25 protein-coding genes are annotated in these 22,464 nt (G+C 54.3%); 16 read left to right on the top strand and 9 right to left on the bottom strand.

The genetic code is table 11. The annotated features are described in order from the left end of the window. Positions 1–21: 21 nt before the first annotated feature. A complete protein-coding gene (locus tag AC13H5_RS08875; RefSeq protein ID WP_034777906.1) occupies positions 22–1,407 on the top strand; it encodes an MATE family efflux transporter in 1,386 nt (461 codons plus the stop codon). On the opposite strand, the gene AC13H5_RS08870 is transcribed toward AC13H5_RS08875, so the two are convergent. Next, on the bottom strand, positions 1,402–2,271 hold the full coding sequence (locus tag AC13H5_RS08870; protein ID WP_214753161.1) for a DMT family transporter: 870 nt from the start codon (positions 2,269–2,271) through the stop codon (positions 1,402–1,404). The two genes, AC13H5_RS08875 and AC13H5_RS08870, sit on opposite strands and share 6 nt — an antisense overlap. A 126-nt stretch (positions 2,272–2,397) precedes the next feature. On the opposite strand from AC13H5_RS08870, the gene AC13H5_RS08865 reads away from it, so the two are divergent. Continuing rightward, entirely contained in the window at positions 2,398–4,524 is a 2,127-nt protein-coding gene (locus AC13H5_RS08865) for a DNA topoisomerase III (protein WP_483545629.1), read from the top strand. Between the two features lie 30 nt (positions 4,525–4,554). On the opposite strand, the gene ytzI is transcribed toward AC13H5_RS08865, so the two are convergent. After that, on the bottom strand, positions 4,555–4,722 hold the full coding sequence (gene ytzI, locus AC13H5_RS08860; protein ID WP_131436521.1) for a YtzI protein: 168 nt from the start codon (positions 4,720–4,722) through the stop codon (positions 4,555–4,557). 161 nt (positions 4,723–4,883) lie between these two features. Here ytzI and AC13H5_RS08855 point away from each other — a divergent pair, with 161 nt between their 5' ends. Further along, entirely contained in the window at positions 4,884–5,996 is a 1,113-nt protein-coding gene (locus AC13H5_RS08855; protein WP_034777900.1) for a PP2C family protein-serine/threonine phosphatase, read from the top strand. A 41-nt stretch (positions 5,997–6,037) separates the two neighbouring features. On the opposite strand, the gene AC13H5_RS08850 is transcribed toward AC13H5_RS08855, so the two are convergent. Continuing rightward, positions 6,038–6,973, bottom strand: coding sequence for a magnesium transporter CorA family protein (locus tag AC13H5_RS08850; RefSeq protein ID WP_034777898.1), 936 nt, complete (start codon positions 6,971–6,973; stop codon positions 6,038–6,040). 141 nt (positions 6,974–7,114) lie between these two features. Here AC13H5_RS08850 and AC13H5_RS08845 point away from each other — a divergent pair, with 141 nt between their 5' ends. Then, positions 7,115–7,492: an Hpt domain-containing protein gene (locus AC13H5_RS08845; protein ID WP_034777895.1), complete on the top strand. Its 378-nt coding sequence runs from the start codon at positions 7,115–7,117 to the stop codon at positions 7,490–7,492. A 43-nt stretch (positions 7,493–7,535) separates the two neighbouring features. Here AC13H5_RS08845 and AC13H5_RS08840 read toward each other — a convergent pair whose 3' ends face one another. Next, the gene (locus AC13H5_RS08840) at positions 7,536–8,411 is read right to left on the bottom strand and encodes a chemotaxis protein CheV (RefSeq protein WP_034777893.1); all 876 of its coding nucleotides are present in this window, start codon (positions 8,409–8,411) and stop codon (positions 7,536–7,538) included. A gap of 227 nt (positions 8,412–8,638) precedes the next feature. On the opposite strand from AC13H5_RS08840, the gene AC13H5_RS08835 reads away from it, so the two are divergent. The 9 genes from AC13H5_RS08835 to AC13H5_RS08795 all read left to right on the top strand — a co-directional run bounded on the left by AC13H5_RS08835 (position 8,639) and on the right by AC13H5_RS08795 (position 16,952). Next, positions 8,639–10,075, top strand: a complete 1,437-nt coding sequence (locus AC13H5_RS08835) for an NADP-dependent glyceraldehyde-3-phosphate dehydrogenase (protein ID WP_034779944.1) — start codon at positions 8,639–8,641, stop codon at positions 10,073–10,075. Between the two features lie 101 nt (positions 10,076–10,176). After that, entirely contained in the window at positions 10,177–11,154 is a 978-nt protein-coding gene (locus AC13H5_RS08830) for an MBL fold metallo-hydrolase (protein WP_034777891.1), read from the top strand. Then, entirely contained in the window at positions 11,151–11,897 is a 747-nt protein-coding gene (locus AC13H5_RS08825; protein ID WP_034777889.1) for an SDR family NAD(P)-dependent oxidoreductase, read from the top strand. The genes AC13H5_RS08830 and AC13H5_RS08825 overlap by 4 nt, the downstream gene beginning before the upstream one ends. Positions 11,898–11,930: 33 nt before the next feature. Beyond that, complete coding sequence (locus tag AC13H5_RS08820; protein WP_483545628.1) at positions 11,931–13,100, top strand: ABC transporter substrate-binding protein; 1,170 nt, start codon at positions 11,931–11,933, stop codon at positions 13,098–13,100. Continuing rightward, complete coding sequence (locus tag AC13H5_RS08815) at positions 13,087–13,860, top strand: ABC transporter permease family protein (RefSeq protein ID WP_034777886.1); 774 nt, start codon at positions 13,087–13,089, stop codon at positions 13,858–13,860. The genes AC13H5_RS08820 and AC13H5_RS08815 overlap by 14 nt, the downstream gene beginning before the upstream one ends. Continuing rightward, positions 13,857–14,558, top strand: coding sequence for an ABC transporter permease (locus AC13H5_RS08810; RefSeq protein ID WP_034777884.1), 702 nt, complete (start codon positions 13,857–13,859; stop codon positions 14,556–14,558). Before AC13H5_RS08815 ends, AC13H5_RS08810 begins: the two co-directional genes overlap by 4 nt. Continuing rightward, entirely contained in the window at positions 14,555–15,442 is an 888-nt protein-coding gene (locus tag AC13H5_RS08805; RefSeq protein ID WP_483545627.1) for an ABC transporter ATP-binding protein, read from the top strand. The genes AC13H5_RS08810 and AC13H5_RS08805 overlap by 4 nt, the downstream gene beginning before the upstream one ends. Then, positions 15,442–16,023 (top strand): CDP-alcohol phosphatidyltransferase family protein, encoded by a 582-nt coding sequence (locus AC13H5_RS08800; protein WP_034777878.1) that lies wholly within the window; start codon positions 15,442–15,444, stop codon positions 16,021–16,023. Before AC13H5_RS08805 ends, AC13H5_RS08800 begins: the two co-directional genes overlap by 1 nt. Beyond that, a complete protein-coding gene (locus AC13H5_RS08795; RefSeq protein WP_034777876.1) occupies positions 16,020–16,952 on the top strand; it encodes an NAD(P)/FAD-dependent oxidoreductase in 933 nt (310 codons plus the stop codon). The genes AC13H5_RS08800 and AC13H5_RS08795 overlap by 4 nt, the downstream gene beginning before the upstream one ends. A gap of 35 nt (positions 16,953–16,987) precedes the next feature. Here the strand turns inward: AC13H5_RS08795 and AC13H5_RS08790 are convergent, their stop codons facing one another. Continuing rightward, positions 16,988–17,302: a thioredoxin family protein gene (locus tag AC13H5_RS08790; protein WP_214707562.1), complete on the bottom strand. Its 315-nt coding sequence runs from the start codon at positions 17,300–17,302 to the stop codon at positions 16,988–16,990. A gap of 126 nt (positions 17,303–17,428) precedes the next feature. Here AC13H5_RS08790 and AC13H5_RS08785 point away from each other — a divergent pair, with 126 nt between their 5' ends. Then, complete coding sequence (locus AC13H5_RS08785) at positions 17,429–17,968, top strand: PadR family transcriptional regulator (protein WP_034777872.1); 540 nt, start codon at positions 17,429–17,431, stop codon at positions 17,966–17,968. A gap of 3 nt (positions 17,969–17,971) precedes the next feature. Here AC13H5_RS08785 and AC13H5_RS08780 read toward each other — a convergent pair whose 3' ends face one another. Continuing rightward, positions 17,972–18,802, bottom strand: a complete 831-nt coding sequence (locus AC13H5_RS08780; protein ID WP_483545626.1) for an aldo/keto reductase — start codon at positions 18,800–18,802, stop codon at positions 17,972–17,974. A 76-nt stretch (positions 18,803–18,878) separates the two neighbouring features. Here AC13H5_RS08780 and AC13H5_RS08775 point away from each other — a divergent pair, with 76 nt between their 5' ends. After that, complete coding sequence (locus AC13H5_RS08775; protein WP_214753174.1) at positions 18,879–19,409, top strand: NUDIX domain-containing protein; 531 nt, start codon at positions 18,879–18,881, stop codon at positions 19,407–19,409. A gap of 112 nt (positions 19,410–19,521) precedes the next feature. Then, positions 19,522–20,001, top strand: coding sequence for a ferric iron uptake transcriptional regulator (gene fur, locus AC13H5_RS08770; protein WP_024371580.1), 480 nt, complete (start codon positions 19,522–19,524; stop codon positions 19,999–20,001). 48 nt (positions 20,002–20,049) lie between these two features. Here fur and AC13H5_RS08765 read toward each other — a convergent pair whose 3' ends face one another. From AC13H5_RS08765 to AC13H5_RS08755, 3 genes are read right to left on the bottom strand one after another with little or no spacing between them, the layout of a single operon-like run. Then, a complete protein-coding gene (locus AC13H5_RS08765; protein ID WP_034777864.1) occupies positions 20,050–20,886 on the bottom strand; it encodes a Cof-type HAD-IIB family hydrolase in 837 nt (278 codons plus the stop codon). A gap of 12 nt (positions 20,887–20,898) precedes the next feature. Next, positions 20,899–21,279, bottom strand: a complete 381-nt coding sequence (locus AC13H5_RS08760; protein ID WP_483545625.1) for a VOC family protein — start codon at positions 21,277–21,279, stop codon at positions 20,899–20,901. Further along, positions 21,276–22,457 carry an MFS transporter gene (locus AC13H5_RS08755; protein ID WP_483545624.1) on the bottom strand — a complete coding sequence of 394 codons (1,182 nt, stop codon included), beginning with the start codon at positions 22,455–22,457 and terminating at the stop codon, positions 21,276–21,278. The genes AC13H5_RS08760 and AC13H5_RS08755 overlap by 4 nt, the downstream gene beginning before the upstream one ends. Positions 22,458–22,464 lie beyond the last annotated feature (7 nt).

Here is a 22,464-nt window from a genome sequence, read left to right as displayed (position 1 = left end):
GACGAAAAAGGGGATGGAAGCATGAATCAAAATACGGAGCAGCTCCGGACCGACCCGATCGGACGCCTGCTATTCAAGCTGTCGCTACCTGCGATGATCGGCATGCTGGTGACGGCGCTCTACAATATCATCGATACGATCTTCGTCGCCCGCGGCATCGGGGCGACCGCCGTGGCCGCCATCGGGATCGCCTTCCCGATTCAGATGATTCTCATGGCCGTCTCGAGCGCGGTCGGGTTGGGCGGCGCCTCGATCAGTTCACGGAAACTAGGCAAAGGGGATGATGCCGGGGCCGCCGTCACGTTCTTGAACGTGCTCGTCCTCGTCGGGGTGTTCGCGGCCTTCGCAGTCAGTTCCGCCTTTTTCATGTTAGATGACATTTTGACAGTGTTCGGAGCGACGTCGGCCATCATGGAACTGAGCCGTCAATACTTATCCGTCGTGCTGATCAGCTCCCCGTTCTTCATGTTCACGCTCGCGGCGAGCGCGATGGTACGGGCTGAAGGGCAAGCGCCTTATCAGATGAAAGTGATGCTCACGACCGTCGTCGTCAATTTGGTGACGACACCGCTGTTCATCTTCACGTTCGACTGGGGCATATACGGGGCGGCCTGGTCGACGGCGCTCGCCCAAGTCGTCGGATCGGTTCTCATGCTTCGGTTCTTCTTCGCGAAAAAAAATCGCCGGACCGAGCTCGACTTCCAATGGCGGAAGTTTCGACTACGGTTCGGCGAATTAAAAGAGATTATGGCGATTGGGTCGTCCTCATTCATCATGATGGTGTCGCAATCGATTCTATTCGTCGGCGTCAACGTCATGCTCGGAACGTATGGTGGCACCGAGGAGCTTGCCATCTTCGCGATCATCAATAAATTCATGGCGCTCGTCGGGATGCCAATCATGGGCATCGTTCAAGGCATGCAGCCGATCGTCGGGTATAATTTCGGGGCCAGACAATTCGACCGGATGCGCGAGACGATCTGGACGGCGTTGCGGGTCGGGATTGCCATCGCGGTCATCATCTGGCTGACGCTCCAGTTGATTCCGGAACAGCTCATGCGCATGTTCACGACCGACGCGAACTTGATTGCCGGCGGGGTGACGGCCATCCATGTGTTGTTCGCCGTCTCGTTTCTCCCGAGCGTGCAAATGCTCATCAACGGCATTTATCAATCGCTCGGAAAGGCCCGTGTCGCGATGTTCTTGTCACTGTCGCGCCAAACGCTCTATACGATTCCGCTCGTCTTCATCTTGCCGAACTTCTTCGGCGTGTTCGGGGTGTGGCTCGCGTTTCCAATCGCCGATGCCATGACCTTCTTGACGGCGGTCGGCATGGCGGTGTGGGACCGCAAGTTATTGTTCCGCCCGTCTGAGGAAGAAGTCGAAGCGAAAGCGACCAATTTATGAAGCGACGTCCGTTCTGGTGGAACGGGCGTCTTCTTTTAGGAACAAATAGATTCCGCCGAGCAGGACGGCCGCGCCGATCCATTGCATCACGCCGAGACGTTCGTCGAAGAAGAAGAACCCGAACAGCATGCCCCACAGTGCCTCGCCAAGGATGGTGATGCTGACGACGGTGGCACTGACCCGGGCGAGCGCATAGTTGAACAAGTTATGCCCCAAAATCGTCGGGAAGAAGGCGAGGGCGAGGAAATACCACCAGTTGACCGATTCGAACGCGGTGAACGTCGTCCCCCGCACGAGGAGCATGAAGCAGAGGACGACCGTCGCGACGAGATAGACGCTGAACGAGTAAGTATTCGTGTTCATCTCGGTCCGGACGTGTTGACCGACGAGCCAATAGCCGGCGATAAGAAGGGCGGCGATTAAGGCGAGCAGGTCCCCGAAGAGCGCTTCGCGTCCAAGTTGGATGTCACCCGCCGCGACAAGCATGCCCCCAAGGACGGCGATGAGTGCGAAGGCTAAACCTTTTCGGGTCGGATTCTTTTTAAAGATCAAGGCGTTCCCGATTAAAACGAAAATCGGACTCGACGTCACGAATAACGTTGAACTCGCGACGGTCGTATAATCGAGTGACAAAAACCAGAGCCAAAAGTGGAACGCCAGCAACGTCCCGCTGAGCAACAAGGCATATCTCGTCATGAGACGCGTCCCGATGAGTGATTTGAAGTCGACAAATGGCAACAACATCAGACACGTGATCAGCATTCGGTAAAACGCGGCCGTTTCGGCCGGCGCGGACGTCCATTTGACGAATAATACGCTCGTCGACAAGAAAAATACAGCGGCGAATAAAATGAGATAAGACAATCGACATCCCCCTTTATGTTGTACATACTCTTCTAATGATATTATAGAATAGATAAGAAAATACATTCTTTCTCGAAAGTGTCGTTCCGACGAGATATTTCGGATGACTTTGAAAGTAGGGATCCTATGAGACTAATCATCGCGGAGAAACCGTCGCAGGCTCAAAAACTGGCTGCGCCGTATCCATCAAAAAAGAAAAAAGACGAGATTGAGATCGCTTCTTGCGCCCGTTTTCCAGAAGGTGCCATCGTCGTTTGGGCGGTCGGTCACTTATGCGAGCTTCAAGAACCGTCCCACTATAAACCGGAATGGAAGTCGTGGAAATATGAGTCGCTCCCGATTGTGCCGGACCGATTCGACTATCGCATCTCGAAAGGTAAATCGAAACCGTTTCAGACGATCAAAAAATGGCTGCACGATCGCTCCATCACCGATATCATCATCGCGTCCGATGCCGAGCGAGAAGGAGAAGCGATTGTCCGGCTCATTTTACGACTCGCTGGCAATAAAAAACCGCTGTCACGCCTTTGGATCTCAAGTTTGACCGAACAGGCGGTCGACCGTGGTTTCGCCGAACTGCTGCCCGGCGACCAGACCGTCCCTTATTATCATGAGGCGATGAGTCGTGCTTGTGCCGACTGGCTCGTCGGCATGAACGCCTCAAGGGCGTATACGACGCTGTTGAAGACGATCGGCATCGAGGACGTGTTTTCGCTCGGTCGTGTCCAGACGCCGACGCTCGCTTTGATCGTCAATCGCGAACGAGAGATTAAACAGTTCGTCCCAGAGCCGTATTTCGAGGTCGAGGCGACACTTCAAAAAGGACGTGGCACGTTCAAAGCGAAATACATGCTCGGGAAGACGACGAAACTGAAGACACGCGATCAAGCCGACGCCGTCGTCAACCGGGCGACCGGGACGGCGATTGTCCGTTCGATTGACAAAGAGGACAAGACGGAATACCCGCCGTTTTGGTTCAGTTTATCGGGTTTGCAGGCCGAGGCCGGCAAGCGGTTCGGCTTTGGGGCGAAGAAGACGCTCGATATCGCCCAAAAGTTGTATACGAAAGGATGGATCAGTTATCCACGGACCGACTCGAGCTTCGTCACACCGGACGAAGCGACACTGTTCCCGCAGACGAAAGCCCGGCTGTTGAAGTCCGCGGCCTATGCCGGACTTCAGGACGTGTTGACCGAGAATCCGTCGCGAAACAGTCGCTACGTCAATGCGAAAAAAGTCAGTGATCACTATGCGATCATCCCGACCGAGGCGTGTGGCGATGTGGCTCGGCTCAGCGGGGACGAGGCAAAACTATACGATTTGATTAACCGTCGCTTTCTTGCGGCGTTCGCCCCTCCGGCGAAGCTTGAGAAGACGACGGTCGACCTCATGGACGGGGACGACCTATACCGGGCGAAAGGGACGGTCGTCGTCAGCCCCGGGTACCGGCAAGTCGTCGAGATGAAGTCCAAAGACGTCGAGCTCCCGGCACTTACGGTCGGTGAACCGTTGACCGAAAAAAAAGTCGAAGTATTATCGAAACAGACGGAGCCACCGAAACGGTATACGGAAGGGGCACTCATCATGGCGATGAAAGTGGCCGGCAAGCAACTCGATGATGAGGAACTGATTCACATCATGAAAGAAGTCGAAGGGCTCGGCACTGAGGCCACGCGGGCCAATATTATCGACGGATTGAAAAAACGGGGTTATGTCGACCTGCAAAAGAAAGAGCTCGTCCCGACCGACAAGGGCCGTCTCTTAATCGATGTGCTCGGCGACAGCATCCTCGCCTCGCCGGCCATGACGGCGAAGTGGGAGAAGCGGCTCCATGAGATTGGACAGGCATCGGCATCCGCCGCCGAGTTTATCGAACAGGCGAAAAAGATGTCGATTCATCTCGTCGAGGAGGCGAAGGCGCGTGTCGAGTTGGCGAACCCGGAAGGCTACACGATCGAAGCAAGACGTTTCGGGAAAAAATCTGCGGCACGGCCAAAAGCGTCGTTCGGCGTCTGTCCGAGCTGCGGCAAAGGGCTCGTCGAGTATCCGAAGTTTATCGGCTGCAGCGGTTATCGCGAAGGATGCAAGTTCACGATGTCGAAACAAGTGCTCGGCGTCGGGATTGCCAAGGATGAGCTGAAACAGATGATCAACGGCGGCCAGTCGAACGTGCATACGTTCAAAAAAGGGGACAAGACGTTCGACGCTGCGCTCTATCTTGAAAAAGGGGCGCTCCGATTCGAATTTAAATAAAAAATAAGAGCCATCCGTCGTGGATGGCTCTTATTTTTTCTGCTGCTCATCTTCGGTGATGCGGCGGTTAATTTCCTCGTAATCGAGCACGATGTCGTCTTTGTTGTCCTTGTAGGCGTATCCTTTTTGAATGACGACGATCGAGGCAATCAAGACGAGCAAGATAATCAAACCGCTCACTGCAAAAATCCATCCCATGGGCCATTCCTCGCTTTCGTACTTCTAGTATGCCAAAAACGAAAGAGATTCTCCATCTTTCGGGTACTTCGAACTGTCACAGCATTGAAATACCTAATGAGGCGATTAGATATGATACAATAATATGCAGAAGAACACTGACAGAGAAAGTAGGGATGACTATGGCGATTTTGATTGTGGACGACGAACCGGTCAATACGATGGTTCTCGAACAATTATTGCATCAACATGATTATGAGACGATTTCGGTCTCAAGTGGTGAAGATGCGCTCGCGCTCCTGATGGATCCGCAAGCCCCGTCGCTATACGACCTTGTCCTGCTCGATGTCGAGATGCCAGGGATTTCTGGGATTGAGACATGCAAACGGATTCGACAGATGACCGGTTACGAGGAATTGCCCGTGATCATGGTCTCGGGCCGCACCGAAGAAAAGCAGATTGCGGAAGGACTTGACGCTGAGGCGTCCGATTATACGACGAAACCGATTAAAATCACGGAACTGCTCGCACGGATCCGTTCGGCGCTTCGCTATAAAGCAGCCGTGGATGAACGGAAGAAATATGAGGCACGTCTTCAATATGACCTCGATCTCGCGCAAAAGATTCAACAGAGTGCCTTGACCCCACCGATCAGTAACGATGAGATTGACGTCCGGGCCTTGTATTTGCCGTCTAAAAAACTGGCCGGTGACATGTATGCCTGGTTCCAGGTCGCACCTGATCGCTACGGCGTCATCATCTTTGATGTGATGGGGCATGGCGTGTCGTCTGCGTTGATTACGATGGGCATTCGTTCGATTTTACCGGGCCTCGTCGGCAACGTCCAATATCCGGTCGATGTGATGAGCGAGTTGAACCGCCAGATGACGTTCTTGTTCTCGGGAGAGGACATGCAGAGCTACTTCACGGCCGTATACTGCTATATCGATACGACGAAGCGTCAAATCGAGTACGTCAACGCCGGACATCCGCCGGTCATCGTGACGTCTGATACAGGCGTCACGCGCCTCGAGACGACCGGAGTGCCGGTCGGTATGTTCGAGGAGCCGAACTATGAGTCAAATGTGATTGACATCGAGCCGGGTATGACGATGCATATGTATACGGATGGGCTGATGGAATGTTACAGCAAAGACATCGATGACGGCATCCGTTGGCTCGAGAAGGACATCGCGTCCTACGGGCTCGACTACGCACGCCATGTCGCCGAACAGCTCGTTCCTAAAATCGAGATCGACGATGACCTTTGTCTCGTCACGGTCAAATTGATGTAAATAAGAGGGTGTCACCGTAGCCGGCGACACCCTCCTTTTCTTTAGAAATAACGCTTACGCCACAAAATATAAAAGGCGAGGCTTGAGAAGCCGACCATCATCGCGAGCGCGAACACGAAACCGATCGATTGGCCTTCCCATGGGACTTGAACGTTCATCCCGAATATCCCAGAAATCATCGTCGGGATGCTCAGCACGATTGTGATCGAGGCCAAGAATTTCATGACGAAGTTGACGTTGTTCGAGATGATCGAACCGAAGGCGTCCATTTTAATGCTGATGATGTCGTTATAGATCGACGCCATCTCCATCGCCTGGCGGTGCTCGACGAACACGTCTTCGAGCAATTCCTCGTCTTCCTCGTGCTTCTCGAGGCTCGGTGTCTTGACGATGCGGTCGAGGACGCTGTCGTTCGCTTTAAGTGAGGTCATGAAATAGACGAGCGACTTCTGTAAGTTCATCAATTGAAAGATTTCCTGATTTCGCATCGAACGTTGCAACTCTTGCTCGAGCTCGTCCATGCGCCGGTCGATTTGGCGAAGGAAACGCAAGTACGTCATGCTGACTCGGTGCAAAATCTGGAAGACGAACCGGCTCCGATAGTTCGTTCGGAACAGCCGGGCTTTTCCGTTGGCGAACAGGTTGAGCACGTCGAGGTCTCGTGAGCAGACGGTGATGAAATGTCGGCCGGTGACGATGATACCGAGTGGAATCGTGTTGTAGGCGCGTCCCGTATCATCTTCTTCCACGTACGGGACGTCGATGATCATGAGGAGCCCCTCATCATCTTTTTCAAATCGTGGTTTTTCTTCAATATCAAGCGGGTCGTAGACGAAGTCTTCAGGAATGCCGGAGGCGGCGATGACTTGATCAGCCTCGTCTTTCGTCGGATTGACGAGTTGGATCCAGCTTCCTTTATCAAAGTCGTCGATTTCGTCGACACGCCCAGATGCGTCGGTACGGTAAATCGTTAGCATAATGTTCCTCCTACCTTAGCTCAACCTAATTATAGGTAGGCGATTGAGAGAGTGCAATCGGAAAAGGAGGAGTTTTTTTGTTTTTTCTCGAAAACATGCTACAGTGGGAAAGAATGGCAGTAGGATTGAGTCAAAGGAGGGATGGAGTTGTCACAAACGCCCCAAAATGCTCTGTTTAACGAAGAAAAGTTGGCGGAGCTCCATCAAATCGCTAGCGGAAATAAAGAATTCTTGAAAAAGATTGCCGATACGTACGTACGTCAATTCGAGGCGAAGTTCCCTGAATTGAAACAGATGGTGCGTGAACAAAATCACGAACAAATCGAACAACTTGCCCACTTGTTGAAAGGGGCCTCTTATTCTGTCGGGCTCGACGAGACGGCCGCTCGATTCCATCAGCTTGAAATGGCTGGGGAGACGAACGAGACGTCGAACCTCGAACCGATTCTCGATGAGATTGAAGCCGATATGCATCGCTTCGATCAAGAATGGGACGCCCACTTGAACGAGTTGCCATAGGAAAAACGGGATTCCGCCGCGAGGCGAAATCCCGTTTTTCAAATCAAGCTAAAAATTCGTCGAGTGTGGCGATCAGCATGCCAATCTCTGGTTTTGTGATCTGGGCGTTCGCCCCGACCGCGTCGCCTTTATGCTTCAAATCATCCGAGATGAGTGAAGAGAAGATGACGATTGGCAGGTCGGCGAATTGGTCCATCTCACGGAGTCGTTTCGTCAAATGCAAACCGTCCATTTGCGGCATCTCGATGTCGGTGATGAGCAGGTCGCAATGAACGTCGCTCTGTTCGAACGCATCGAGCGCTTCCTTTCCGTTGTTGAAGATCGTCGTGTTGAAGTAGCCGGCATCGTCGAGCGTGTCGATGATGAGCGTCCGTAACATCTCTGAATCTTCCGCGATCCACACTTGTTTGTTCGACCGTTCCCGGGCACCGAGCCGTTTGACCGATTCGCGGGCCATGATATCCTTTCGTGACAATTCGAGCGCAATCCGCTCGTAATCGAGAAGGATAATCATCTGGTCTCCCGTTTTGACGACCCCGTTCGTGATGCCTTGCATGCCGCGCGCGAGATCGGACGGCGTGTCGATCTGTTCCCATGAGATCCGTTTAATTTCGGTCACTTGGTCGACGCGGAGCACCGATTTTTCTCCGTTGAACTCACAGACGATCAAGCGGTCGTTCTCTCCAACGTCACGCGGGTGACCGATGACCATTGGTAAATCGATGACGGTCATGACCTCGCCGCGAAGCTCGATGAGCCCCATGATCGCTTCCGGGGTACCCGGTAGCGGGGTGAGGGGAAGCATCGTGATGATTTCACGTACTTTCATGACGTTGATCCCGAAAATGAACGGGCCAGATTGGAAAATGACGATTTCTAATTCGTTCGTGCCTGCCTCAAGTAAAATATTATGATCCATGCTCACTGGTGGTCCCTCCTAGTTCACGTACTCTCTTCCTTTCTATCGGTCGATTTGATGAACATCTACAGTTGAAAGTGGCAAAGTCGAGGCGGAATTGACAAAAAATTGACGAGTAACCGTTTACATTACATAAACTGAATCTTTATAGTTGTTCTACCGATTTGATTTTGCATACAATGGGGGTGGCAACGAGATATCAAAGCTTACTCAGGAGGCAGATAGAGATTATGAGTATGAACACGTATCCATATTTAATTAATGGACAATGGCAGGAATCAACAACGAACGAAACAATCGAACTCGTTTCACCTTATACAGAAGAAGTCGTCGGACATGTCCAGGCGATGTCTCGTGATGAAGTCGATGAGGCAATTCACGGCGCGAAAAGTGCACAACAGGAATGGGCGGCGCTTCCGGTCAACAAGCGTGCCGAACTGTTGTACGCTTGGGCGGACAAACTCGAAGAGCGCGTAGATGAGATCGGTCAAATCATCATGCGCGAAGTCGGGAAAAACTTGAGCGATGCGAAGAAAGAAGTCGTCCGGACAGCAGAAATCATTCGCTATACGGCGGAAGAAGGACTTCGCTTCACAGGCGGATTCATGCAAGGCGACTCATTCCCGGGCGGTTCGAAGAACAAGATGGCAATCATCAAGAAAGAAGCACTCGGTGTCGTCCTCGCGATCTCGCCGTTCAACTATCCGGTCAACTTGGCAGCAGCCAAAATCGCACCGGCTCTTATCACTGGTAACGCGGTCGTGTTTAAACCAGCGACACAAGGCGCTATCAGCGGTGTGAAAATGGTCGAGGCGCTTCAAGATGCAGGTCTCCCGAGCGGTCTATTGAACCTCGTAACAGGACGCGGATCGGTCATCGGTGACTACTTGACGTCACACCCTGGCATCGACATGATCACATTCACAGGTGGTACCGGGACAGGGCAACACTTGTCACAACAGGCATCGATGGTACCTGTCGTGCTCGAACTCGGCGGGAAAGATCCGGCCCTCGTCCTTGAAGATGCGGACCTAACCCTGGCGGCCGATCAAATCATCAGCGGGGCGTTCTCGTATTCAGGACAACGCTGTACGGCGATCAAGCGCGTGTTCGTGCTCGAACATCAAGCAGACAAACTCGTCGGTATGTTGAAAGAACGTGTCGAGAAGCTCACGGTCGGCTCACCGGTCGATAACAGCTTTATCGTCCCACTCATCGACAAGAAGTCGGCAGATTACGTCCAAGGCTTGATTGACGACGCCGTCAACAAACAAGCGACGGTCGTCCACGGAAACGAACGCGACGGCAACCTCCTTCATCCGACGCTCCTCGACCACGTCACGCGTGAGATGCGCGTCGCTTGGGAAGAGCCGTTCGGACCGGTGTTGCCGGTCATCCGCGTCAAGTCGCTCGACGAGATGATTGAACTCACGAACGAATCAGAGTTCGGTCTCCAAGCGAGCGTGTTCACACAAAACGTGAACAACGCCTTCACGGTCGCCGACAAGCTCGAAGTCGGTACAGTCCAAGTGAACGGTCGCACAGAACGCGGCCCTGACCACTTCCCGTTCATCGGCGTGAAGCAATCAGGCCTCGGGGTCCAAGGGATTGGACGCAGCCTCGAGACGATGACACGCGATAAAGTTACCGTCATCAACTTATAAGTGATTGGAGAGGAGAAATCCTCTCCTTTTTTTGTGTGATTGAAATCCGTTCTGATCGACAGGTATAATGAGTGAAGATAGGTGGAAGGGGTTGTGGGGACGTGGCGAACTGGATTTCAAGCCAACTGGCAAGACTCGATATACCGACGCCGTTCGAGGTCGGCAACGTGAACGTCTATGTCGTCGAACATATGAACCGTTTCTTCATGGTCGATTGCGGACCAGACACGGAAGAGGCGTGGACTTCATTGACGACACAATTGGCCGAGCTCGAACTGAATCTCGCGGATATTGATTTTTTATTTTTGACGCACCATCATGCCGACCATGCGGGTCAGGCGTGGCGTTTGCGTGACGCCTCGATTCCTGTATATGGACACGAGAAGCTCGTTCGCTATTTGGAACAGACACCGAACTTCATCAAACGGGGCAATCAGTTCTTACACGACTTGGCGCACTGGTTTGGTACACCCGAGTCGATTGTGAACAAACTGCCTGATTATCGGGAAGCGTTGCGTTGGATCGGTCCGACGACCGTCACGATGACGTTCGAGGACGGTCAGGATGTGACGAGTGACGGGGCATGGAAGACGATCCATCTGCCTGGTCATGCGAGTGACCAGCTCGGTCTCCTTGGTCCTGGCGGTGTTTTGATCGCGGGTGATCATTTGATTGATACGGTCGAACCGAACCCGCTCATTGAACAACCGTACGAGGAGGAAGGGTTTGCCTCACCGGTCGTCCTGTATCTCGATTCGCTCCGAAAACTTCAAGACGTCGATTTGAAGCTCGTCGTGAGCGGGCACGGGGAACCGATTCAAAAACCGCGACCGTTGATCGAGGCGCGCATCGCCCAGCGTTATGAGCGAAGTGAACTGCTCCTGAACGACTGGGTGGACGGGTTGAGCGTGTTCGATTGGTCGATGCGCCTCTATGGCCGCAAGATGCGTCGGGCGATGCCGCTCGTCTTCAGTGAGGTGTTCGCGCGCTTGACGTTGCTCGAGGAACGTGGCCGCGTCGTCAAACGGTTGACAGACGGGAAATGGATCTATATGAGAGCGGAGGAATTTGTGGAATGAGACATATTGTGATCACGGGTGCGTCGAGCGGCTTTGGGGCCGCGCTGGCGCATTCTTTTTATGAGGCGGGTGCCCGCTTGACATTGATTGCACGAAGTGAGGACCGTTTGCGTGAACTCGGCACGAAACTATCGGCCGATTGGCTCGTCGCCGACGTCTGTACCGAATACGAGACGCTCGTGGCAAACGTCGAACGAACATACGGGCCGATCGACGTCTGGGTGAACAATGCCGGTATCGGTGAGTTCGACCGGGTCGTCGATCAATCGACCGACGTCATCGAGGAGACGATGCGCTTGAACGCGATCGCCCCGATGATGCTCGCACGTGACTGTGCCCGGTCGATGCGCCGCGGCAGCACGATCATCAACGTCTGCTCGCAAGCGGCGAAAGTACCGACGCCGAAGTCGGCCGTCTATGCCGGTTCAAAGGCGGCGTTACTTCAGTTCTCAAACGCGCTTCGGTTGGAACTGAAGCCGGAAGGGATTCATGTGTTGACGGTCAATCCGGGTCCGATCGCGACACCGTTTTTTCTCCGAGCCGACAAGAGCGGACGTTACGAGGCGAGCGTGAAATCGATTATGCTCAATCCCGATCGTCTCGCGAAACGCGTCGTCGCGGCATGCGAGGCGTCGAAACGTGAAGTGAACGCCCCGTGGTGGATGGAACTTGGCGCGAAACTGTACGCAATGTGCCCGGTCATGTTCGAACGGCTCGCAAAACGGGGATTTGACAGAAAGTAAATGCGCCAACATAGAGAAAAAGGGGGAGACACGATGCGCCGATTGAAACAATTTGGCTTGATGCTGTCACTCATCTTCCTCGCTGCCTGCGGGACGACGCGCGCCGAAATCGCACCGACGTTCGAACAGGCAGCTGAAGAAGCGAAACAGTCGACGGTCAATTTTTATATGTGGGGAGGCGATGACGGCATCAATCGCTACATCGATGAGTATGTCGCGCCCCGCCTGAAAGAGACTTATGACGTGGAGTTGAACCGCGTCCCGATGGACACGGCCGAGTTCGTGCGCCAATTGTCGCTCGACAAGCGGGCAAATCGAGAAGAAGGGACAATCGACCTCATGTGGATCAACGGAGACAATTTCCGTAACGCCGCCGAGGCGGAGTTGCTCCAAGGCGACCTGCTCGACAAAATCCCGAACGCCGCGCTTTTGAACGAAGAAGCCCAGGCAACTGATGCGGGCACCCCGACCGACGGGCTCGAGGTCGCCTGGGGGAACGTGCAGTTCGTCATGCACTATGATGCGGACAAAGTGAAAAATCCGCCGACGACGTTCGACGAATTACATCGTTGGACCGAAGAAAATCCGGGCCGTTTCACGTATCCTGAAGTGACAGACTTCACGGGCAACGCGTTCGTGCGCCATCTGCTCTACGCCGAGTATGGGACTGCGGCCGGTGACGGAGAGATTCCAGACGCGTTCTGGGAGAAGCTTGCGACGTGGTCGCCGACCCTATGGAAACAAGGGTCAACATATCCGAAGTCACTCGCCCAACTCGACCAGTTGTACGCCGCGGGTGACGTCTGGATGACGATGGGCTTCAATGAGCGCCGGGCCGAGGCGGAACGCAACGAGGGCGTGTTCCCGAAGGGGACACGGGCACTCGTGCTCGAGCATTCAATCGCCTCGACGCATTTTCTCGCCGTCCCGTTTAACGCCAAAAATCCGAACGGTGCGCTCGTCGTCATCAATGAGTTACTGTCACCGGAAGCCCAGCTCGCCAAACAAGACGCGACGTATTGGGGGGATGGGACGTCGCTCGATTTGACGAAACTCGATGCGGCCGACCGTGACGCCTTCTTGAAGCTCGATGATGGTGTCACCTATCCTGATCCGGAACGTCTCGGCGAACGATCAATCCCTGACTATGGGCCGGCCGTGATTGATGCGATTCGTGAGGAGTGGGATCGTGTCGCGAAGTAGTCTATGGCTTAGTTTAATCGTTTTGGCATTGCCATTCACCGGCGTCGCCTTCCTGCTCTATGAGACCGTCGGATTTGACTGGTCTGAGTTGAACGAGGCGGCGTGGCGTGCGAGCCTGACGGTGACATTGTACGTGACGCTCACATCGACGTTCCTCTCACTCGTGATTGGGACGTGGCTTGCCCGGACGATCTATATGAGGCGTTCGATGTGGCTGGCATCATTCCTCAAATGGCCGATGTTCGTGCCACACGTCGCGGCAGCCTATTTGTTTTATCTGTTGTTCTCAGGTGGCTTTCCGGTATATGGCCTCATTGAGGCAAATGAGCGCCATCATCTCGTCGTCATCTTGACGTACGTCTGGAAAGAAGTGCCGTTCGTCTTTTTGATGGTGGTCGGCACATACGGCCAACTGAATCCAGGGTATTTGGATATGGCCAAGACGCTCCAGCTCAAACCGCTCGAACAGTTCAGAGTGGCCGAATGGCCATTTCTCATCAAACCGCTCCTCGACTCGTTCTGGGTGCTCGTGGCGTTCATCTCGTTCGCCTATGAAGTGCCGGCTTTGCTAGGTGTCACGTACCCCGAGCTGCTCGGGGTACTCGCCTACGAGCGATTGACGACTGGTCTGTTTTTAAATGCATTCGAGTCGTATGCGGTCGCGCTCGCTTGGACATTGTTCATCTTCAGCGGCGTCATCGCATCCTACGCTTTGACGGCCAAGCGGAGACGCCGAATCGAACGGGGGGTGAGACGATGAGTCGACTTCTCGTCGCTTGTTTCGTCGTCTTTCCGTTCGCCGGGTTGTTTTTGACGTTCCCGACGTCGCCCACGTGGGACGAGGCGATTTTGAATACGGTCGCCTACGTGGTCGCCGTGGCGCTCATCAACGTTTGGCTCGGCATCGGGACGGCCTGGTGGCTCTTGTTCACCGAGTCGAAATGGAAGGCGTGGGTCGAATGGCTCACGTTTCTGCCATTGTTTATCCCCGTCTTGGCGAGCATGTTCGGCATGTATATCGCCCTCGCCCAAGTCGGACTCATCGGGACGTACACGGGGGTCGGGCTCGTCCTGCTCGTCACGACGTTGCCGTATTCGATTCGATTGGCATACAACGCCATGTACGTGATCGGGAGACCGCTCCTCGAACAGTCACTGACGCTCGCGCCGCTCACCCGGATTGGGTTCGTCCTATTCCCGCTCATGAAAGAGTCGGTCCGGACGATCGTCTTGTTCTCGACCGTCATCGTGTTGAGTCAATTCGTGCTCGTCCAATTGATCGGGGCCGGACTCGTCCCGACGGTCACAACGAGGCTATATCAGGCCTACGGAGGCAATGACGTCTCATTGGCGTTACAAAATACATGGGTGCTCGTCTCGTTGCCGGTCTTATTTTATATCGGGCTCGGTGCGATGTTTGGCATCTGGATTAGATTGGTGAAGGGGCGTTTGCAATGAGCTTGGTATTGTCAGGAATACGAAAACGTTTTAAAGACCGCGACGTGTTGTGCGGCATCGATCTCACCATCCCGAACGGAGAAATCCATGCCCTCGTGGGTGTGAGCGGTTCCGGGAAGTCGACACTGCTCCGCATCGTCGCCGGACTTGAGACGCTTGATGCCGGGTCGGTGACGTGGGAGGAGATGCCGCTCGATGGGGTACCGCCTCACTTGCGCCGGATTACGATGTTGTCCCAATCCCCGCTCTTGTTCCCGCATCTGACAGTCGGGGAGAACGTGACGCTCGCCACGCCGAACCGGTCACGGGAAGAAGCGGAAGCGTGGCTCACCCGAGTCAAGCTTCCCGGCCGATACGACGCTGAAATTCATGAATTGTCTGGAGGGGAACAGCAACGCGCGAGCTTCGCCCGGGCGCTCGCGGCCGCGCCTCGACTCATTCTGCTCGATGAGCCGTTCACGAACCTCGACCCCGGTCTCAAATCCGAGTTGCAACGACTGATTCGTGACCTCGTCCGTGAACTCGAGTTGACGGCGCTCCTTGTGACCCACGACCGGGAAGAAGCGATGCTCGTCGCCGACCGGGTGACATTGCTCGCGACGGGCCAGGTTCTAGTGACCGGTACGCCGGGACGTTTATCCGAGACGGAGTCGACGTTCGGTGACTTTGTCGAAATGAGCGGTACGCTGCTTCCGTCGACCGATATCGACGTGTCGACAGAGCCGACGTCCGATTCGATCGTGCTCGTCCGGACGTTCATTCGCTTCGGGCATCATTTCGGCGAGTATCGACGCCCGACCGGGGAATATGTCATCTTACCGCGGAGCAAATCGTTCAAAGTCGGCGAGACGTATTATTTGCGACAGAAACAAGGAGGAATTTGATGTTAGACACATACGGTAGCCGCTTCGTCCGACCCGTCATCGAGCGCGGGGCCGATCGGCTTTTGAAATGGAACTTTACCCCGAACGAAGTGACGATCCTCGGAGGCATCATCGGTGTCTCGGTCGGTCTGTTCATTTATAACGATATGTTGTGGACGGCCGTGTTGCTGTTATGGGTGTCGGGTCTCTTCGACGTCCTCGATGGGACGATGGCCCGGCGCTCCCAAAAGACGGGGTTCGGCACGGTGCTCGACCTCGTCTTCGACCGCATCGTCGAGATTGCCGTCGTCATCGCGCTCGCGCTACGACATCCTGAACATATGCCGATCTTCCTGCTCTTGCTCGGGTCGTTCGTCGTGGCGATGACGTTGTTCCTCGCAGTCGGGGCGAGCAGCTCACGCCGTTCAGAGAAATCATTTTATTATCAGCCTGGTATCTTGGAGCGGACGGAATGTTTCATCTTGTTCACGCTCATGATTCTTTTCCCGACATGGATCGGCGTCATCGCGACGATTTTCCTCGTCCTTGAAGTGTTCACGATCTTCCAACGTTTGTTTGAAGCAAGGCGGATTCTAAGATGAAGCCGCGCCTTGTCTTGGTCGGGCTCGGTCATGGGCAGCTCGAGATTCTCGAACATCTCGATGCGCTTAACGAAAACTACGAAGTGTCGTATATCGGTGGACGAGAGGCGATTTATACGGGTGCGTTCCCTCAAGTGATCGCTGGCGAGATGGAATCGGCGACGACGCGGTTGCGTCGTGACGTCTCTCCCGTCGCCGAGCGCCTGATCGGTCTCGATCCGGATGCGCGCCTCGTCGAGACCGATCGCGGCCACGTCGCATATGACATCCTCGTGCTCGCGACCGGTGCGAAGAGTCGTGGGATCGGGAACCGGTTAAAACCGATGACGACAAACATGCTGGACGAGATTTTACAGAGTGACGCGATCACGATCGTCGGCGGGGGCAAAGCCGGAGTCGAACTCGCCTTCGCTTGCATCAGACAGAAGCAACGCGTGACGCTCTATGCTCGTGACATCTTACCCGAACTTCCCCATCATGTCGGGCGACAGATGGCGCGGCGTCTCGTCCGCAGCGGCGTGATGCTCATTCTGACGTCGTTCCAACCAGGGACTCAGACAGAGGGACTCGTCTTAGACGCGACCGGTGTCGTTCCTGATGATTTTTGGTCTGAGGCTGGACTTGCGGACGATGGGGCGTTCATCGACACGGAAGACGATTTGCGACACCCGGTCTACCGCGAGATTTATATTACCGGGGATATGGCGGCCCGATTGAACGGTGGTGTCGATGCCGTCCGTTCGGGTCGGCATGTCGCCCGTCAACTGCTCGGTACGCCACGCCGGTTCAAATCGCGGACGTCGCTCAATATTTTGTTGACGACCCCAGGACGGGCACTCTTGACGTTCGGGAAGCTGACATGGCACGGTCGTCTGCCGTTTTGGCTAAAGCGGCGCATCGACCGGCGTTATCTCGAGCGCTTCAAGTGAACAAAAAAAGACGACCACGACGGCCGTCTTTTTGTTTACGCGTTCAACGTATCGAGGAACGAGCGGATTTGCATCTCCGTCTTGGCGTTCGCCGAGTGGAGGTGTTCTTGTTTGACGCCTTCTTGATAGAAAAGAAGTGAGGGGATGCCTCGGACTTCTTGCGCGTCCGACAGTTCAGGCAACTCGTCGCGGTCGACGACGTACCAGTTGAACTGCGGATAATCTTTGACTAGTTCGTCGACGTACATATCAAGACGACGGCAGTCGGGACACCATGATGTCGTAAAGATGACCATACCTTTATCTTGGATGGCCTCTTGGAATTGTTGATCAGATTGGATCGGTTTCATAAAATCTCTCCCTTCACATATATTGTCTGTGTATTCGCAACGGGCGTCAACCGATTGGCATTCTCGGTCGCATGGCAATATGTGATACACTTATAAAAATAGAACCGCAAGGGATAGGTGATGGTTATGGCGTTACGTCATGCACTACTCGGGTTATTGACCCATCAACCCGCTACCGGCTATGCCTTGAACGCGACGTTCAAAGCACAAATGATTCATTTTTGGCACGCCCATCATACACAGATTTATCGCGAACTGTTAAAGATGGAAGACGAGTCACTCGTCTCCTCTGAGCACGTCGCTCAACATGACTTACCGGATAAAAAGATTTATTCAATCACCGAGGCGGGACGTCAAGAGCTAATCGACTGGCTCCGGCAACCGACCTCGTACCAACCGAAGATGAAAGATGAGAACTTGCTGCGGGTCAGCCTCCTGCAACTACTCCCGCTCGACGAGGCGATCCGTTACGTCGAGGAGACGAAAGCGCATCATGAACAAGTCGCTCATCAGATTCGGGCGTTTCAAGCGGCGCACCAGTCCGAGGCTGACACGCTCGGTTATTTACTGACGAGCGAGTACGCCATCCGGATGATGGAAAATTACGCCGGTTGGGCTGATTGGGCCATCGAACAGATGAAACAGCGAGACAAACATGCGACCTGACGTTCAGGTCGCATGTTTTGTGTAGGGTTGGACCGGCAGCCGGGCCAACAGATCGTCGAGTTTGCGCGAATCGACGCCGCATTGATGAGCGGCGATCAAATCGTTCAATTGGTCGACCGAGGACGCGCCCGGTAGGACGACGGCACATGTCCGCTCCGCGGCTGCGAGGGCGTACGCTTGAATCGGTTCGGGAATCGTCGGCATCAAGTCGCGCAACTCCGCTTCAGTCCACGATTCAAAGCCCTTCTCCGACAAGCGGGCAGACCATCCGTCGGTCAGTATGCCTTTGGCGAGCGGACCGCGCCCGACGATCGGGATGTCGAGTTCGAGCGTTTCGATGCGGCGGTCGAGCAGGGAGTACGGGGTCATCAAGACATCGAGTTCTCCGTGTTCGAGCCAGTAGCGGATGACGTTCGGGCGAATCGAGGACAGTCCGATTTGGCGGATGGCGCCAGCTTGTTTCTGTCGACGCATGAAATCGATTGTCGCGTCCAGGTCGTCTTCCATCGTGCCGCCATGAACGTAATATAAGTCCAAGTAATCCGTCTGTAAGCGTTCGAGAGAATCGCGTAGGGCCTGTTCTAAATAGGAGGGGGCTGGATTCCAACGCATTCCGTCCCCTGTCCATTGATTCCCGCCTTTACTGGTCAAAAACAGTTCGTTCCGACGTCCGGCGAACGTCGAGCCGACGAGTTTTTCGACTTCGAAGTGGTCATAGACGTCGGCCGTATCAAAGTGGCGGATGCCAGCCGCATAGGCGGCCTCTAAAATCTGTCGCGCTTCCGCCTCGCCATGTTTCAAAATCGACATAGTTCCTAATCCTAACTCTGCCATTGATAATTCCTCCTTGTTCCGTCTGTCAATATGAATCATAATTACAGTATATAGGAAAAGGTGAGGGGTACATACAATGGAAGAAAAAACGATTGAACGGGAAGTCATTTACGAAGGAAAGATCTTTAACGTGGAGAAGCACGTCGTGTCACTCCCGAACGGAGGGACGTCGGTCCGCGAACTCGTCTATCACAACGGGGCCGTCGCCGTCCTCGTCGTCGATGAAGACGACCGCATCGTCCTCGTCGAGCAGTACCGGAAAGCGTTCGAATCGATGTCGCTCGAAATTCCGGCCGGAAAATTGGAAGTCGGTGAGGAGCCGCTTGCGAGCGCGAAGCGCGAGCTCGAAGAAGAGACCGGTTATACGGCCGAGAACCTTGAAAAAATCTTCTCGTTTTACGGGGCACCCGGCTTTTGTAGCGAACGGGTCGACGTCTATGTCGCACACGGCTTGACGGCCGGTGTGATGAACCTCGATGAAGACGAATTTTTACAAGTCCAACGCTTTACGTTCGACGAGGCGGTCGACTTGTTAGCGAGTGGACGCATCACCGACGCGAAGACGATCATGGCGATTCAATGGTGGCAATTATCTAAATTGAAATGATTCTAAACTAGAGTGACATATGTTACACTTACATAGGAATCATTTTAATTTGAAAAACCGAACGAACTTCGGTATGCTTTGAATAGTGAATTATGCAAAGAGGGGGCGCCTTATGGAAACGCGAATTGAACGGATCAAACAGCAATTGAGCGCCAAAGGATATAAATTGACACCGCAACGAGAATCGACGGTCCGCATCTTACTTGAGAATGAAACGGATCATTTGAGTGCGGAGAACGTCTTCATGCTCGTCAAAGGCATCGCTCCGGAAATCGGGCTCGCGACGGTTTACCGGACGCTCGAGCTTTTGACCGAGCTCGGTGTCGTCGACAAAGTCAACTTCGGTGACGGCGTTGCCCGTTTCGACCTCAGACCAGAGGGCGCGAACCATTCGCACCATCATCTCGTCTGTGTCGAGTGTGGTTCAGTCGAAGAAATCATGGAAGACTTGCTCGTCGACGTTGAGAAGAAAGTCGAAAGCAAATACGAATTTTTAATCAAAGACCATCGCTTGACGTTTCACGGCATCTGTAAAGTGTGCCAAGCCAAAGGCGTCACGCTTGAGGGTCATAAAGCAGTCATCAACGGATAAAGCAAGACAGGCAGCCGCTTAAGCGGCTACCTGTTTTTTTGTATGTCGTCACATCGTCAAATAACGGGACAAGACGGTGGCGATGCCATCGTGATTGTTCGACAGCGTGATTTCGTTCGCAATAGCCTTGATGTCTTCGACGGCGTTGTCCATCGCGACCCCGATGCCGGCAAACTCGATGATGGAGCGGTCGTTATGGCCGTCCCCGAACGCGATGACGTGCTCGCGGTCAATCCCAATCTCCCGGAACACGTGATCGAGTGCCCGGGCCTTGTCGATGCCGAGATCCGTGAACTCATAGTACATGGCTGCCGTGAACATGCCCGTCACGCGGTCCGTGAACGGTCCGGCGAGCAAGTCGGCATGGGCCTGTAGATAGTCCGGCTGTCCGGCGACGAGGATTTTATAGATCGGGAAGGTGATGGCGTCGGCGAGTCGCGGCTCTTCCCGCAATTGGAACCGTCCGCCGCGCGACTCATATTCGATGATATTGAACGGCTTACCATTTAACTCGAGCATGCCGCTGAAGACATCATTGACGTACATATACGTCTCGTCATTGATCATCGGGATGACGTCAAAGCCGGTCAAATGATCCAAGATGGCAATCGCGTCGTCCTGATCGATGGCCTGTTCGAACAGCGTCTCGTTCGTTCTGGCATCGGTCACACATGCCCCGTTCGAGGACACGAGGAGACCGCCATACTCGTGGAGCCGGAGCTCGTCGGCGAACGGTTCGATGCCCCGTTTCGGTCGGCCCGAGGCGAGGACGACTTTGACACCGTTCGCCTGCAAATCGAGGAGCGTCTGTTTCGTTTGGGGTGAGATGAGTTTTTGATCGTTCAATAGCGTTCCGTCGAGGTCTAATAAGATGGCTTTGATCATGGTGTCGTCTCCTTATATGGTCAATTCGAGTTTGTTTTGTTCCGGATCGAGGAAGACGCTCTCGTAATAGCCGTCCCCGGTCGTCCGCGGACCATCGACAAGCGGATAGCCGTCGGCCTCGAGCCGTCGCGTCAACGTGTCGACCGCTACTTTGTTGCCAAGCGCGAACGCGATATGTGCGTAGCCAACCGTTTCACGAGGTGTGCCTTGGATGTCCGGGCGGCGCATCAACTCGAGTCGGCACGTCGAATCAGGGAACGTCAGGAAATACGATTCGAACTGTTTCTGTTCGTTCGTATACTTGTCGTTCGCCGTTGCCCCGAGATACGTCTCATAAAAACGGCGCATCTGTTCAAGTTCGTTCACCCAGAGGGCGACGTGTTCGATCTTCATGTGGGTTCCTCCTTTGATTGTTGCTGCATGATGACATTCAAGCGTTCCGTGTTCAAGAGCATCCCGACCATGATCAAAACGGCCACGAGCGGAAATAGACCGAGCGATGTCTGGGACACGACGAGACCGAATAGCGGTGGCAGGAACGTGCTGCCCGTGTAGGCGAACGCCATCTGGAAGCCCATCAAGCGTTTGGCCCGTTCCGCACCGAACCGCTGCGGCGTCTCATGGAGCATGCTCGGATAAATCGGAGCTAGCCCGAGACCGATACAAATTAAGCCGATCAACATGGTTTCAGTCGTCGGAATGAGAAATACGAGGCTACCGATTAAGGCGAGGGTTTGCCCGAGTCGGATCATCTGTCGATTCGTGAAGCGGAATGACAGGAACCCGCTCAAGAAACGCCCGAGCGTGATGCTGCCGTAATAGATTGATACCCACGTCGCGGCCGTCGCGACCGTAAACTGTTTCATCTGGACGAGGTAACTGCTGGCCCACAGTCCGATGAGCGCTTCAATGCCGCAATAAAGCAGGAACGTGGCTAGTGCATACGAGACGCCTTTCGGCAGTTTTCGATCGAGCGCGGTCACGGCCGTCTCTTGTCGTTCGAGCGAGGAGGGTTCCGTTTTGACTTCGCGCTTCCAGAGCGGGAACGACAGGAGCAAGATGAAGGCGAGCGCGAACTGAATCAACGCGACAATCAAATAGCCATCGCGCCAACCGTTCTCCGTCAAGACGCCGGCCATGACGAGCGGTCCGCCCGTCGCTCCGACGCCCCAAAAACAATGGAGCCAGTTCATATGGTGCGCCTTATAGTTTTCCGCGACGTAATGGTTGAGCGCGGCATCGACCGCGCCGGCGCCAAGTCCGAGCGGAATCGATAGGACAAACAGCCAAATCAAGGACGGGGCCGCGTAAAAACCGAGCAGGCACAGAGCAGTCACGAGCCCGGAGCCGAATGTGACTTGTTTCGTATCGAACCGTTCGAGCAATCGGCCACTGAGCAGGCTCGATAAAATCGTCCCCGCGGCGATGGTCATAAAAATCCATCCGGCCATCGAGATCGGGGCGTTGAACTCGACGTGCATCAACGGCCAACCGACACCGAGCAAGGCGTCGGGCAGACCGAGACTGATAAAAGCGATGTAAATCACGGCCAATAATAAAAATCCTGTCATGGTACAC

The sequence above is a fragment of the Exiguobacterium sp. FD-YE-25-4 genome (genome assembly GCF_057004685.1).
Note: the sequence above shows the minus strand (reverse complement) of the source record. Positions and strands in the feature narration are given on the sequence as shown.

Bases quoted from the DNA above. Each gene is read 5' to 3' on its own strand.
- AC13H5_RS08875 (WP_034777906.1), top strand. From the start codon at position 22: ATGAATCAAAATACGGAGCAGCTCCGGACCGACCCGATCGGACGCCTG.
- AC13H5_RS08865 (WP_483545629.1), top strand. From the start codon at position 2,398: ATGAGACTAATCATCGCGGAGAAACCGTCGCAGGCTCAAAAACTGGCT.
- ytzI (WP_131436521.1), bottom strand. From the start codon at position 4,722: ATGGGATGGATTTTTGCAGTGAGCGGTTTGATTATCTTGCTCGTCTTG.
- AC13H5_RS08855 (WP_034777900.1), top strand. From the start codon at position 4,884: ATGGCGATTTTGATTGTGGACGACGAACCGGTCAATACGATGGTTCTC.
- AC13H5_RS08850 (WP_034777898.1), bottom strand. From the start codon at position 6,973: ATGCTAACGATTTACCGTACCGACGCATCTGGGCGTGTCGACGAAATC.
- AC13H5_RS08845 (WP_034777895.1), top strand. From the start codon at position 7,115: ATGGAGTTGTCACAAACGCCCCAAAATGCTCTGTTTAACGAAGAAAAG.
- AC13H5_RS08840 (WP_034777893.1), bottom strand. From the start codon at position 8,411: ATGGATCATAATATTTTACTTGAGGCAGGCACGAACGAATTAGAAATC.
- AC13H5_RS08825 (WP_034777889.1), top strand. From the start codon at position 11,151: ATGAGACATATTGTGATCACGGGTGCGTCGAGCGGCTTTGGGGCCGCG.
- AC13H5_RS08820 (WP_483545628.1), top strand. From the start codon at position 11,931: ATGCGCCGATTGAAACAATTTGGCTTGATGCTGTCACTCATCTTCCTC.
- AC13H5_RS08810 (WP_034777884.1), top strand. From the start codon at position 13,857: ATGAGTCGACTTCTCGTCGCTTGTTTCGTCGTCTTTCCGTTCGCCGGG.
- AC13H5_RS08805 (WP_483545627.1), top strand. From the start codon at position 14,555: ATGAGCTTGGTATTGTCAGGAATACGAAAACGTTTTAAAGACCGCGAC.
- AC13H5_RS08800 (WP_034777878.1), top strand. From the start codon at position 15,442: ATGTTAGACACATACGGTAGCCGCTTCGTCCGACCCGTCATCGAGCGC.
- AC13H5_RS08795 (WP_034777876.1), top strand. From the start codon at position 16,020: ATGAAGCCGCGCCTTGTCTTGGTCGGGCTCGGTCATGGGCAGCTCGAG.
- AC13H5_RS08790 (WP_214707562.1), bottom strand. From the start codon at position 17,302: ATGAAACCGATCCAATCTGATCAACAATTCCAAGAGGCCATCCAAGAT.
- AC13H5_RS08785 (WP_034777872.1), top strand. From the start codon at position 17,429: ATGGCGTTACGTCATGCACTACTCGGGTTATTGACCCATCAACCCGCT.
- AC13H5_RS08780 (WP_483545626.1), bottom strand. From the start codon at position 18,802: ATGGCAGAGTTAGGATTAGGAACTATGTCGATTTTGAAACATGGCGAG.
- AC13H5_RS08775 (WP_214753174.1), top strand. From the start codon at position 18,879: ATGGAAGAAAAAACGATTGAACGGGAAGTCATTTACGAAGGAAAGATC.
- fur (WP_024371580.1), top strand. From the start codon at position 19,522: ATGGAAACGCGAATTGAACGGATCAAACAGCAATTGAGCGCCAAAGGA.
- AC13H5_RS08765 (WP_034777864.1), bottom strand. From the start codon at position 20,886: ATGATCAAAGCCATCTTATTAGACCTCGACGGAACGCTATTGAACGAT.
- AC13H5_RS08760 (WP_483545625.1), bottom strand. From the start codon at position 21,279: ATGAAGATCGAACACGTCGCCCTCTGGGTGAACGAACTTGAACAGATG.
- AC13H5_RS08755 (WP_483545624.1), bottom strand. From the start codon at position 22,457: ATGACAGGATTTTTATTATTGGCCGTGATTTACATCGCTTTTATCAGT.